This window comes from Enterobacter sp. WCHEn090032 (assembly GCF_003986875.1).
Classification (GTDB): Bacteria; Pseudomonadota; Gammaproteobacteria; order Enterobacterales; family Enterobacteriaceae; genus Enterobacter; species Enterobacter sichuanensis.
Genome location: NZ_RXRN01000001.1, coordinates 291,208 through 304,026 on the forward strand (window position 1 = coordinate 291,208; position 12,819 = coordinate 304,026).

A 12,819-nucleotide genomic window follows, 5' to 3' on the forward strand; every position below is an offset into this window, starting at 1 on the left:
AAACCCGTAAAAATATTTTTTTCTTATGGACGCGGTTTCAGCATCAAGTTTACCTGCTGGGTTGCCGATAGGCATGGAAACAACACAGCAGGTATTTCACTTATGTTCAGATCGATTCGTGCTCGCATTATTGCCGCGACGACAGGCTGCCTGGTCGTCGCCCTTCTCCTCAATACGGTTATCAACTTCCAGGTCACGCGCCAGGATAACCAGCAGTCCCAGCGCGATATCCTGACCAGCACCAGCGCCAGCCATAATATGGCGATTGCCGACTGGGTCAAAAGCAAGATGACCGTGATCGCCGCCGCCCGGAGCGTGGCGCTGAGTGACGATCCGGTTCCGGTGTTTAAACAGCTTGCCCAGGCGGGTGGGTTCACCAACGTCTATGTGGGCTACGCCAGCAAAACGGCGAAATTCTCCGAGCCTGCCGGTGTACCTGCGGATTATGATCCGACCATTCGTCCGTGGTATCAGCAGGTGGTCAGCACCGACGGTCCGGTTGTGACTGCGCCGTATGTCGACGCCGGAACCGGGAAACTGGTGGTGACCTTCGCCGTGCCGGTGAAAGAAAATGGCGCCCTGAAAGCGGTCGTGGCGGGTGATGTGGCCATGGACAGCGTGGTGGCGAACGTGCGCGGGATCCATCCTACCCCGGCCAGCAGCGGGTTACTTCTTAACAGCGATGGCAGCGTGATTGCGGCTAACGATCCGGCCCTGACGCTCAAACCGTTTGCTGAGACCATCAAAGGCATCGATTTTGCCGCACTGAAAAGCGGCAATCTGGTCGACGGAACCCTGAATGACGTCGAGAAAACCTTCGTGGCGACCGCCGTACCGGGCACCAACTGGCTGTTAGTGGTCGCCCTCGACAACGGTGACGCCACCTCCGGCATGCGTTCCCTGCTTAAAGCATCGGCGATTTCGCTGGTGATCCTGGCGCTGCTGAGCGCGGCCATTGTCCATTTCCTGATTGCCCGCCTGCTGAAGCGTCTGTCTGACATTCGCGACGCGATGCACAACATTGCCAACGGCACCAACGATCTGTCGCAGCGCCTGCCGGACGCCGGCGAGGACGAAGTCGCGCAGATCGCCCAGGCCTTTAACGCCTTCAGCGATAAGCTCGCGGTGGTGATGGTGCAACTCCGTGATGCCAGCGAGTCGGTGAAAAATGCCGCGCAGGAGATTGCCGCCGGTAACCAGGATCTTTCCGGACGTACCGAGCAGGCGGCATCCAGTCTGCGCGAGACGGCCAGCGCCGTGGAGCAGATCACCGCCTCCGTGACCCAGTCAAATGAGTCGGCGGCGGAAGCGAACGACCAGGCGAGCAAGGCCTCAGCGGCCGCGGCCCGCGGCGGCGAGGTGGTATCACAGGCGATCAGCACCATGCAGTCCATCGAAGTGGCGTCGGCCAAAATTGGCGATATCACCAGCGTGATTGACGGTATTGCTTTCCAGACCAACATTCTGGCGCTGAACGCTTCCGTCGAAGCAGCCCGCGCCGGCGAGCAGGGTCGCGGGTTTGCCGTGGTGGCGGGCGAAGTGCGCAACCTGGCCAGCCGTAGCGCCCAGGCGGCGAAGGAGATTAAATCACTGATTGATTCCACCACCGACAGCGTGGCGACCGGCTCTCGCTATGTACATCTGGCCGGGGAAAGCATGGATGAGATCCGCTCCAGCATCGGCAGCGTCTCCGGCATCATGCGCGAAATCTCCATCGCCACCAGCGAGCAGATGAAAGGCATTCACGAGATTAACCACGCGGTAACCCATCTCGACCGCATGGTACAGCAGAACGCCGAACTGGTGGTGCAATCTGCCGCCGCGGCTGGCGCCCTGCAGAGCCAGGCGGGCGACCTTGCTGAAACCGCCGGCCATTTCCGCATTTAATGTTAATCCGGCGCGCGTTTAGCGGCTAAAACGCGCGCCAGCTGACATTTTGAGGAATATTGTCATTTTTGTTTAATCGTTATGCCATTTTTTGATCAAAATCAGCATCCCACCCCCTCCCCTTTGATGTTATGCCATGAGTGAATTGTGAACAACATCACGCTCGGATATGGCTGCAGGGAGAGCGTTGTTTAAGACTACGGGGTAAAAAATGGCACTGGTAAAAACAAGTTTGAAACTGTTTGGCGGGGATACGGTCGTGGTGCGCTGCTCAGAGCGCTGTCGTATTCATCTGATGAGTTCAAAGGCACAGAAACAGTCCCAGGCGGATATTCTGACCGTGCAGGATGATAAAGCCTGGCTTACCGTGCCCTATACCGGCACATGGGATGTGCTGATCGACAGCCACAGTCAGTCACTGGAGCATTCCGTCAGCTACGTGGCAGCATAACGTCACACGCCCGGCAAGCCGGGCGTATTATCAGGCAAAGCCCGGTCGCAGCGTGCTGTTGACCGCGTTTCCTTCCAGCAGCGCCTTCACCTTTACCACCAGCTCATTCAGACAATCGTCCTTCATGCCGAGGCGGGTCAGTTCCTGATCGAGGGAGAAAAGATACTGCGCGTTGGTGCCCAGCGGCCCGCTGGCGGCGGCAATTAACGGCGCAATCACCTGCGTGCGGGTGTCCGCTTCGTACAGCGGATGACGCGGATCCATAATAAAGACCAGCGCATTGACGGTGCGTCCGTCGTCGAGGTCCAGCTTGCACCAGCTCGGCATATAACAGCCGGTGATCATCTCACGCTTCCAGAGCAGCGTCAGCTCCTCTTCCAGCGTGGCATCAGGAAGACGATAGGCCACTCCCGTGGTACGACCGCCCTCTTTCAGTGCAAGCATGCGTCCCGGCTGACACGCGCTGCCGCGTCCGGCGGTTAATCGCAGGCAAAATGCGCGATGCCATCCGGGGAGCGTACCCGTCGCCGATTCGACAAATTCCAGAGCCGGGTTCCACATCAGTGAACCGTAGCCAAAAATCCATACCGGGCCATCATCCGGGCGGCAGGCAAGCGTGGCAGCGAGTGACGCCGCACGTTGTTCAGCTGACCAGAGAAGCGATTCCTCAATAGCACCAAATGCCGTCTTACAATCTGCCTTCATTAAGAAATCACGCGTTAACACTTTACACCTCCGCCACTGCATGCTTCCTTGCGACATCTGTAATTCGCCTTCCCGGCATTCTGTGCTGGTCATTTTGCCAGCAGTCAAATTACGATAAGCAATTAGCGGACCCGTTGCAATACAACAGCAGTTCAACCGCCTGAAAAGTCAAAATGAAGGCAGCGAATGATTTCACAGCTATTTCTTTTTATGCCATTTATCATCGTCTCCTTTCTCATAATCATGTTTGACTGCGGCCCAGGCGACTTTGTGCGCCGTCTCTTCACGGCTGGCATCATCCCGGCGATCGTCCTTATCTTTGTATTGATCCCAGGCGCTGTTAAACGCCTCTTTGTAGATCTCCTGCGCGTGTTCAGGGAGTACGTTTTGTACGTTATCCGGTAATTCGCGTTTCGTTTTATAGGGCATCACTAACCTCTCTTTTGCTTAAAGAGATAAGTGTGGACGACGATACGCCATGGTGCCAGTCAGGAATAATTTATGCGTAAATTATAATGATAATACACTGTTATTTAAGGAATATAAAATGAAGATAACGCATTATGCGTATCATGACGCAATATCAACACAAAGGGTAAATTTGAGTAAAAAATAAAGGGTATTTAACAGAGAGCTGTTAATGTAACGGCCTCAAAAATCTATCTATAATGACAAGCACCTGCATTGATGGAGAAGCACATGACAGCAGCACACGAGGCGGTGAAGACCCGCCACAAGGAGACGTCACTCATTTTCCCGGTTCTGGCACTGGCTGTGCTGCTCTTCTGGGGAAGCAGTCAGTCACTGCCAGTGGTGGTTGGTATCAATATTCTGGCCCTGGTCGGTATCTTAACCAGCGCATTTAGCGTGGTTCGCCATGCGGACGTATTAGCCCACCGCCTTGGTGAGCCTTACGGTTCGTTAATTCTCAGCCTTTCCGTTGTTATTCTTGAAGTCAGTCTTATTTCCGCACTCATGGCGACCGGTGACGCCGCGCCGACGCTGATGCGCGACACGCTCTATTCGATCATCATGATTGTCACGGGTGGTCTGGTGGGCTTTTCTCTGTTACTGGGCGGACGCAAATTCGCGACCCAGTATATGAACCTGTTCGGCATTAAACAGTATCTGATAGCACTCTTCCCGCTGGCGATTATTGTGCTGGTCTTCCCAATGGCGCTGCCAGGCGCCAATTTTTCTACCGGTCAGGCGTTATTGGTCGCGCTCATTTCCGCAGCCATGTACGGCGTGTTTCTGCTGATTCAGACCAAAACGCACCAGAGCCTGTTTGTGTATGAGCATGAAGATGACAGCGACGACGATGACCCGCACCACGGTAAGCCGTCGGCCCACAGCAGCGCGTGGCATACGGTTTGGCTGATCGTACATCTGATTGCGGTGATTGCCGTCACCAAGATGAATGCCAACCCGCTGGAGACACTGCTGACCGAGCTGAACGCGCCAGTGGCGTTTACCGGTTTCCTGGTGGCGCTGTTGATTCTGTCCCCTGAAGGGCTGGGGGCGCTGAAAGCGGTGCTGAACAATCAGGTGCAGCGCGCGATGAACCTGTTCTTCGGCTCGGTACTGGCGACCATTTCACTCACCGTACCGGTAGTGACGCTGATTGCCTTTATGACCGGCAACGAACTGCAGTTTGCGCTGGGCGCGCCGGAGATGATTGTGATGGTGGCATCATTGCTGCTGTGCCAGATTTCGTTCTCCACCGGACGCACCAATGTGCTGAACGGGGCAGCGCATATGGCTTTGTTTGTTGCGTATCTGATGACGATTTTTGCGTAGCCTTTTTGCCCAGCGGCGCTTCGCTTGCAGGGCCTACGGGTTCTGTAGGCCGGGTAAGCGCAGCGCCACCCGGCAATATGCCCCATAAAAAAACCCGCCGAAGCGGGTTTTTTATTATTTGCTGGTATCCAGCTCGTCGAAGCTTTTCACCAGATCGTCAATCGCTTTGATCTGCTTCAGGAACGGCTCCAGTTTATCCAGCGGCAGCGCGGAAGGACCGTCGCATTTCGCGTTATCCGGATCCGGGTGCGCTTCAATGAACAGACCCGCCAGGCCGGTCGCCATCCCGGCACGCGCCAGCTCGGTCACCTGCGCACGACGGCCACCCGACGCCGCGCCAAACGGGTCACGGCACTGCAGCGCGTGGGTTACGTCGAAGATCACCGGCGACTGGTTAGAGACGTTCTTCATCACGCTGAAGCCCAGCATGTCCACCACCAGGTTGTCGTAGCCGAAGTTAGCGCCACGGTCGCACAGGATAACTTTGTCGTTGCCACCTTCGATAAATTTATCGACGATGTTGCCCATCTGGCCCGGGCTCACGAACTGCGGTTTTTTCACGTTAATGACCGCACCGGTTTTCGCCATCGCTTCCACCAGGTCAGTCTGGCGAGCCAGAAACGCCGGAAGCTGGATCACGTCGACCACGTCAGCCACTGGCTGCGCCTGAGAAGCTTCATGCACGTCGGTGATCACTTTCACGCCAAACGTCTGTTTCAGCTCCTGGAAAATTTTCATCCCCTCTTCCAGGCCCGGGCCACGGTAAGAGCGAATTGAGGAGCGGTTGGCTTTGTCAAAAGAGGCCTTAAACACGTACGGGATGCCCAGCTTCTGGGTCACGGTCACGTAGTGCTCGCAGATACGCATGGCGAGATCGCGGGATTCCAGCACGTTCATACCGCCAAACAGCACGAACGGCAGGTCGTTTGCCACGTTGATATCACCAATGCTAACCACTTTTTGTTTCATAGGATCGCCTTATTCAGGTGTGAATCGGAATTAAGATTAATGCAGTGTAATTTGTTTGTGCGAGATCGCGTTGATCTGCGCCCGAATCATTTCGCTGATCGGATCTTCCGGACATTGTTCGACGAAATAGCTTAAATCATTCAGCGCCACGTGCTCGCAGTCGAGCTGGGCATAAATAAGCCCGCGGTCGCGAATTTCGTACGGATCTTCCGGATTAAACTGCAGCAACACTTCGCTGGCACGCAGGGCCAGCTCCATCTGACGCTCTTCCATCAGCGCCGATTTCAGCGTATCCAGCAGTTTACGGATAACTTCGGCGTTGTCGGCTTCGTCGAGATCTTCATTAAAGAGCTCGGCCACCGGGCTGATATTGCCTTTCAGCCAGACGTCCAGCGTATGCTCGTCCAGCGTGTCGCCGTTAAACGGATTAATCAGCCACATTTCACCGTCCAGCCACTCGGCACGCAGGATCATCTGCGTCGGGAAAATGACCGGCACCAGTGGAATATCCAGACGGTGCGCGATCCACAGCAAAATAGAACCCAGCGCGACCGCGCTGCCCTGACGATTTTTTAAGACCTGGTCCAGCCATAATGCGTCAGACAGGCGATACACGCCCCGCGTGTCGCAGAAACCCCATTCGCCGTAGAAAAGCTCAAGCAGCTTCTCCAGCTGCCAGTCCTGCGGACGCGCCTGATTGATCTCTTCGCGCGCCAGGCTGACCAGATTCTCCAGTTCATCGTAGACATACTGCGACGTAAAATCGTCGCGAATCATCTCCGAAATCAGGATCATGCCATCGCAGAGCGGCACTTTATTAAATTCGAAATCGGCTAAGGACCTCATGACTTACCCCAGTAACGACTGCGCGTACAATGACGTCCAGACGCGATAAAACCCAAAACGATGTCAATGATAACGCCAAACGGCTTTTCAGTCAGCCCTGCGCCTTTATCAGTAAATGGCAGATAGCCAGGCTTCATGCCCATTGCCCCAGCGTCAGACGCTCGTTACCGCCGTAGTCGCGGCAGGTTTCAACCGCCGTGTAGCCTGCCTGTGTAAACAGCGCCCGTACGGCATCCCCCTGCGTCCAGCCATGCTCCACCAGCAGCCAGCCACCGGGAAGTAAATGCTGTCGTGACGTTGTCACAATGTGATCGAGATCGGCTAATCCCTCCCTGGCGGCAACCAGCGCAGACAGCGGTTCGAAGCGCACATCCCCCTGCGAGAGGTGTGGGTCATGCTCGTCAATATAGGGCGGGTTACTGACAATCATCCCGAACGTCTGCTTCTCCAGCGCGCTAAACCAGCTGCTTTGCAGCACGGTCACGTTCGCCAGGGCAAGACGGTCCACGTTACGCTGCGCCAGCGCCACCGCGTCGGGCATCACATCCACCGCCGTGACCGCGCAATCGGGCCGTTCGCTGGCGAGCGCCAGGGCGATGGCCCCGGTCCCCGTACCGAGATCGAGAATGCGGCAGGCCTCTGCGGGTAAACGCGCCAGCGCCTGCTCCACCAGACACTCGGTGTCAGGACGCGGGATCAGCGTCGCCGCAGAGACGAACAAGGGTAACGACCAGAACTCACGCTCTCCGACGAGATGCGCCACCGGCTCACCGGTTTTACGGCGGGCAAGCAGCGCGGCGAGCTGCGCTTCCTGTTCAGCGGTCAGTTCGGTTTCGCCGAACGCCAGCAGATACGTGCGAGCTTTGCCCGTCACGTACTCAAGCAAAATTTCGACATCACGCTTCGGGCTTTCACTCCCGGAAAGCTCACCGGAGGCATGGCGTAACCAGTGCTGAAAATCCATTATTCCTGCTCGGACAGTGCCGCCAGCTGGTCAGCCTGGTATTCCTGCACGATAGGCTCAATCAGCATGTCCAGTTTCCCTTCCATCACCTCGTCCAGACGGTAGAGCGTCAGGTTGATGCGGTGGTCCGTCACGCGACCCTGCGGGAAGTTGTAGGTGCGGTTGCGGTCACTGCGATCGCCGCTGCCCAGCAGATTGCGACGGGTTGACGCTTCCGCCTGCTGGCGTTTCGCCATTTCTGCCGCGTGAATACGCGCCCCCAGCACGGAAAGCGCTTTGGCTTTGTTTTTGTGCTGGGAACGTTCGTCCTGGCACTCCACCACAATGCCGGTTGGCAGGTGGGTAATACGGATGGCGGAGTCGGTGGTGTTAACGTGCTGACCGCCCGCCCCGGAGGAGCGGAAGGTGTCGATGCGCAGATCGGCCGGGTTGATGTCCGGCAGTTCCGCTTCCGGCAGCTCCGGCATCACCGCCACCGTACAGGCGGAGGTATGAATGCGACCCTGAGATTCGGTAGCCGGCACGCGCTGTACGCGGTGACCGCCAGATTCAAACTTGAGACGACCGTACACGCCGTCGCCGCTGATCTTGGCGATAACCTCTTTGTAGCCACCGTGTTCGCCTTCGTTGGCGCTCATGATCTCCACGCGCCAGCGGCGTGACTCGGCGTAGCGGCTGTACATGCGGAACAGGTCCCCAGCAAACAGGGCCGCTTCGTCACCGCCGGTACCGGCGCGGACCTCTACAAAGGCGTTACGCTCATCGTCCGGATCTTTCGGCAGCAGAAGTACCTGAAGCTGCTGCTCCATCTCTTCTGAACGCGCTTTCGCATCCTGCAACTCTTCCTGCGCCATCTCGCGCATTTCAGGATCGTCGAGCATCATCTGCGCGGTTTCGATATCTTCCTGAACCTGTCGCCAGTCGGTATAGCATTTAGAAACATCACTTAACTGCGCGTATTCACGTGAGAGCGCGCGAAAACGTTCCTGGTCCGCAATGGTCCCGGCATCGCCGAGCAGCGCCTGGACTTCTTCATGGCGCTCGTGCAGAGCTTCCAGTTTAGCGACGATAGAAGGCTTCATAGGCGTAAGTGCACCTTGTCTTAGAAAATGGGTATAGGGCGCTATTCCAGCCCGAGGCTGTTGCGCAGAATAGTCAGGCGTTCATCATCCCCGTCACGGGCAGCCTGCTGAAGAGATTTGGTTGGTGCATGGATCAGGCGGTTGGTCAGTTTCCATGCCAGATCCTGCATAATCGCGTGTGCATCGCCGCCCTGGTCAAGGGCCGCTAACGCTTTGGCAGTCAGGTCATCACGCACCTGTTCCGCCTGTCCGCGGTACTCGCGGATGGTCTCGCTGACGCTTTGCGCGCGCAGCCAGGCCATAAACTCACTGGTTTCCTGCTCGACAATGGTTTCCGCCTGCACCGCCGCCGCTTTACGCTGAGCGAGGTTATGCGAAATGATGCTTTGCAGGTCATCCACGCTGTAAAGGTAGGCGTTAGCCAGCTTGCCAACTTCTGGCTCCACATCGCGCGGAACGGCGATGTCCACCAGCAGCATCGGCTGATTACGACGGGATTTGAGCGCGCGCTCCACCATCCCTTTACCGATGATCGGCAGCGGGCTGGCGGTCGAACTGATAATAATATCCGCCTCTTTCAGGCGTTCATCGATGTCGCTCAGGGCAACCACCTCTGCCCCCACTTCATCCGCCAGCACCTGCGCGCGTTCGCGGGTGCGGTTAGCGATAATCATCTTTTTCACTTTATGCTCGCGCAGATGGCGCGCCACAAGTTCGATGGTTTCGCCCGCGCCCACCAGCATCACGGTGACGGTTGACAGGGATTCAAAGATTTGGCGTGCAAGGGTGCAGGCCGCGAAAGCAACAGAAACCGCACTAGCACCAATGTCGGTTTCGGTTCGCACACGCTTTGCCACGGAGAATGATTTCTGGAACATGCGCTCCAGCTCGCTGGCCTTCAGATGCCCTTTTTGCGAATCCGCAAAGGCTTTTTTCACCTGCCCCAGGATTTGCGGCTCGCCCAGCACCAGCGAATCCAGCCCGCTGGCGACGCGCATCAGATGGCTGACGGCATCGTTATCCTGATGCCAGTACAGGCTGTTGCGCAGCTCGTCTTCATTGAGGTTGTGGTAGTCGCATAACCAGCGGATCAGCGCTTCGTGCAGGTTATCCTGCTCTTCCACGCTTAAATAGAGCTCGGTACGGTTGCACGTCGAGAGCACCACGCCACCCTGCACCATCGGCTGGGCAAGCAGGCTGTCCAGCGCCAGGTCAAGCGTATCCGGCGAAAACGTAACGCGTTCTCGCAGCGAAACCGGGGCTGTTTTGTGGTTGATACCGAGTGCTAATAGGGTCATGTTGAGCGGGAGTAGTACCAGCGTTAATAAGGTTAGCAGAACGCATCATACAGGATGCGCGAGATCAATAAAAGGGACTGCCCCCTTTCGGAGTAATAGGTTACACAACGCTTTGAGATAATTTGAACGTAGACGGTGGGGACCATCAACGCTAGCATTAACAGTTATAACTGCAACGTATCTCAAGGATTTGTCCTCATTATGACCCGACTGATTCGCCTGCTGCCGCTGGCGGCACTGGTTCTGACCGCATGTACCGTCACTCAACCAAAAGGCCCGGGCAAAAGCCCTGATTCACCGCAGTGGCGTCAGCACCAGCAGGATGTCCGTAATTTGAGCCAGTACCAGACCCGCGGCGCCTTCGCTTATCTCTCTGACGAACAAAAAGTTTATGCACGCTTCTTCTGGCAGCAGACCGGCCAGGACAACTATCGCCTTCTGCTGCTGAACCCGCTGGGCAGTACCGAACTGGAGCTTATCGCCAAACCGGGCGAAGCGCAGATCACCGATAACAAAGGCCAGCACTACACCGCGACCGATGCCGAAGAGATGATTGGCAAACTGACGGGAATGCCTATTCCGCTCAACAGCCTGCGCCAGTGGATCCTTGGCCTGCCGGGTGAGGCGACCGACTACACGCTTGACGATCAATACCGTCTGAGCCAGATCAGTTACACCCAGAACGGCAAAACCTGGAAAGTGGTGTACAACGACTATGACAGTAAGAGTAAACCGGCGCTGCCATCCAACATGGAGCTGACTCAGGGCAGCCAGCGCATCAAGCTGAAGATGGATAACTGGATCGTTAAATGATGACCCATTGGCCCTCTCCGGCAAAACTGAACCTGTTTTTATACATTACCGGCCAGCGCGCTGACGAGTATCACACCCTGCAGACGCTGTTTCAGTTCATTGACTATGGCGACACGATCTCCATTGAACTGCGCCAGGACGGACAAATTTGCCTCCTGACGCCGGTCGACGGCGTGGCACATGAGGACAACCTGATTGTGCGCGCTGCGCGTCTGCTGATGAACGCCGCGGCGCAATCCGGTCGCCTGGCGGCGGGTAGCGGTGCGGACATCCGTATCGAGAAGCGTCTGCCAATGGGCGGCGGGCTGGGCGGAGGCTCCTCTAACGCTGCCACCGTGCTGGTTGCGCTGAACCATCTCTGGGGTTGCGGACTGTCGCAGGACGAACTGGCGGCCTTAGGTTTGACGCTGGGCGCAGATGTCCCGGTGTTTGTGCGCGGGCATGCGGCGTTTGCCGAGGGCGTGGGTGAGATCCTCTCTCCGGTTGAACCGCCGGAAAAATGGTACCTGGTTGCCCACCCGGGGGTGAGCATTCCGACCCCGGTCATCTTTAAAGATCCTGACCTGAAAAGAAATACCCCGGTGCGGTCAATAGAAACGTTATTAAATTGTGAATTCAGCAACGATTGCGAGGATATCGCAAGAAAACGTTTTCGCGAGGTTGATGCGGTGCTTTCCTGGCTGTTAGAATACGCGCCGTCGCGCCTGACTGGTACAGGGGCCTGTGTCTTTGCTGAATTTGACACCGAATCCGCCGCTCGTCAGGTGCTTGAGCAAGCGCCGGTTTGGCTGCATGGTTTTGTAGCGCGCGGGATGAACACCTCCCCCCTACAGCACGCCATTCTGGCGCAGACTGAGTTTCGGTGACAACGTCACCCTGTTCCAGACGTTGCATCGCGCTCTTTAATACACCGCCTGGATAGCCTTTGCCTGGCCCGCACAGTTTACGGCGAACGCTATCCACCACTGGACGCATGCCTGAGGTTCTTCTCGTGCCTGATATGAAGCTTTTTGCTGGTAACGCCACCCCGGAACTAGCACAACGTATTGCCAACCGCCTGTACACTTCCCTCGGCGACGCCGCCGTAGGTCGCTTTAGCGACGGCGAAGTCAGCGTACAAATCAACGAAAATGTACGCGGTGGTGATATTTTCATCATCCAGTCCACCTGTGCTCCAACAAACGACAACCTGATGGAACTGGTTGTTATGGTCGACGCCCTGCGTCGTGCTTCAGCAGGCCGTATCACTGCTGTAATCCCTTACTTCGGCTATGCCCGTCAGGACCGTCGCGTTCGTTCTGCGCGTGTGCCAATCACCGCCAAAGTTGTCGCTGACTTCCTGTCCAGCGTCGGCGTTGACCGCGTACTGACCGTTGACCTGCACGCAGAGCAGATCCAGGGCTTCTTCGACGTCCCGGTTGATAACGTATTCGGCAGCCCAATTCTGCTGGAAGACATGCTGCAGCTGAACCTGGACAACCCAATCGTGGTTTCTCCGGACATCGGCGGCGTGGTACGCGCTCGTGCTATCGCTAAGCTGCTGAACGATACCGACATGGCGATCATCGACAAACGCCGTCCGCGCGCTAACGTTTCTCAGGTGATGCACATCATCGGTGACGTGGCTGGCCGTGACTGCGTACTGGTTGACGACATGATCGATACCGGCGGTACGCTGTGTAAAGCTGCTGAAGCGCTGAAAGAGCGTGGTGCCAAGCGCGTGTTCGCTTACGCGACCCATCCGATCTTCTCCGGCAATGCAGTGAACAACCTGCGCAACTCCGTTATTGACGAAGTGGTGGTATGCGATACCATCCCACTGAGCGACGAGATCAAGGCACTGCCAAACGTGCGTACCCTGACCCTGTCCGGGATGCTGGCCGAAGCGATTCGTCGTATCAGCAACGAAGAATCCATCTCTGCAATGTTCGAACACTAATCGGACACGGCCAAAAAACCCGCTGCGGCGGGTTTTTTTGTCTCTGGGTTTTATTTGTATGATTA

The 12,819-nt window shown here is 56.6% G+C and carries 13 protein-coding genes and 1 pseudogene; 6 read left to right on the plus strand and 8 right to left on the minus strand.

The genetic code is table 11. The features are described 5' to 3' along the window. Positions 1-102 precede the first annotated feature (102 nt). Both EKN83_RS01325 and EKN83_RS01330 read left to right on the plus strand, forming a co-directional pair. Entirely contained in the window at positions 103-1,887 is a 1,785-nt protein-coding gene (locus EKN83_RS01325) for a methyl-accepting chemotaxis protein (protein ID WP_126800188.1), read from the plus strand. A 211-nt stretch (positions 1,888-2,098) separates the two neighbouring features. Next, on the plus strand, positions 2,099-2,338 hold the full coding sequence (locus tag EKN83_RS01330; protein ID WP_010432930.1) for a DUF1883 domain-containing protein: 240 nt from the start codon (positions 2,099-2,101) through the stop codon (positions 2,336-2,338). Positions 2,339-2,368: 30 nt separating this feature from the next. Here the strand turns inward: EKN83_RS01330 and EKN83_RS01335 are convergent, their stop codons facing one another. After that, complete coding sequence (locus tag EKN83_RS01335) at positions 2,369-3,064, minus strand: gamma-glutamylcyclotransferase (RefSeq protein WP_045286265.1); 696 nt, start codon at positions 3,062-3,064, stop codon at positions 2,369-2,371. A 177-nt stretch (positions 3,065-3,241) separates the two neighbouring features. Continuing rightward, a complete protein-coding gene (gene chaB / locus EKN83_RS01340; protein ID WP_025756529.1) occupies positions 3,242-3,472 on the minus strand; it encodes a putative cation transport regulator ChaB in 231 nt (76 codons plus the stop codon). A gap of 270 nt (positions 3,473-3,742) precedes the next feature. On the opposite strand from chaB, the gene chaA reads away from it, so the two are divergent. After that, positions 3,743-4,843 carry a sodium-potassium/proton antiporter ChaA gene (gene chaA, locus EKN83_RS01345; RefSeq protein WP_014832275.1) on the plus strand — a complete coding sequence of 367 codons (1,101 nt, stop codon included), beginning with the start codon at positions 3,743-3,745 and terminating at the stop codon, positions 4,841-4,843. A 114-nt stretch (positions 4,844-4,957) separates the two neighbouring features. Here chaA and kdsA read toward each other — a convergent pair whose 3' ends face one another. The 6 genes and pseudogenes from kdsA to hemA all read right to left on the minus strand — a co-directional run bounded on the left by kdsA (position 4,958) and on the right by hemA (position 10,002). Continuing rightward, entirely contained in the window at positions 4,958-5,812 is an 855-nt protein-coding gene (gene kdsA / locus EKN83_RS01350) for a 3-deoxy-8-phosphooctulonate synthase (RefSeq protein WP_025756528.1), read from the minus strand. A 36-nt stretch (positions 5,813-5,848) separates the two neighbouring features. After that, positions 5,849-6,658, minus strand: coding sequence for an invasion regulator SirB1 (gene sirB1, locus EKN83_RS01355; RefSeq protein WP_014832276.1), 810 nt, complete (start codon positions 6,656-6,658; stop codon positions 5,849-5,851). Between the two features lie 32 nt (positions 6,659-6,690). Further along, positions 6,691-6,783, minus strand: a pseudogene (locus EKN83_RS23455) (siroheme synthase); the annotation flags it as partial. A gap of 8 nt (positions 6,784-6,791) precedes the next feature. Continuing rightward, positions 6,792-7,622 (minus strand): peptide chain release factor N(5)-glutamine methyltransferase, encoded by an 831-nt coding sequence (gene prmC, locus EKN83_RS01365; RefSeq protein ID WP_126800189.1) that lies wholly within the window; start codon positions 7,620-7,622, stop codon positions 6,792-6,794. After that, positions 7,622-8,704 (minus strand): peptide chain release factor 1, encoded by a 1,083-nt coding sequence (gene prfA / locus EKN83_RS01370; RefSeq protein WP_025756525.1) that lies wholly within the window; start codon positions 8,702-8,704, stop codon positions 7,622-7,624. The genes prmC and prfA overlap by 1 nt, the downstream gene beginning before the upstream one ends. A 41-nt stretch (positions 8,705-8,745) precedes the next feature. Next, a complete protein-coding gene (gene hemA / locus EKN83_RS01375) occupies positions 8,746-10,002 on the minus strand; it encodes a glutamyl-tRNA reductase (protein WP_025756524.1) in 1,257 nt (418 codons plus the stop codon). Positions 10,003-10,203: 201 nt separating this feature from the next. Here hemA and lolB point away from each other — a divergent pair, with 201 nt between their 5' ends. From lolB to prs, 3 genes are all read left to right on the plus strand, one after another. Further along, complete coding sequence (gene lolB / locus EKN83_RS01380; protein ID WP_095441639.1) at positions 10,204-10,815, plus strand: lipoprotein insertase outer membrane protein LolB; 612 nt, start codon at positions 10,204-10,206, stop codon at positions 10,813-10,815. Next, on the plus strand, positions 10,812-11,681 hold the full coding sequence (gene ispE / locus EKN83_RS01385; protein WP_126800190.1) for a 4-(cytidine 5'-diphospho)-2-C-methyl-D-erythritol kinase: 870 nt from the start codon (positions 10,812-10,814) through the stop codon (positions 11,679-11,681). The genes lolB and ispE overlap by 4 nt, the downstream gene beginning before the upstream one ends. A 125-nt stretch (positions 11,682-11,806) precedes the next feature. Next, positions 11,807-12,754, plus strand: a complete 948-nt coding sequence (gene prs / locus EKN83_RS01390; protein WP_003856663.1) for a ribose-phosphate diphosphokinase — start codon at positions 11,807-11,809, stop codon at positions 12,752-12,754. Positions 12,755-12,819: the final 65 nt, after the last annotated feature.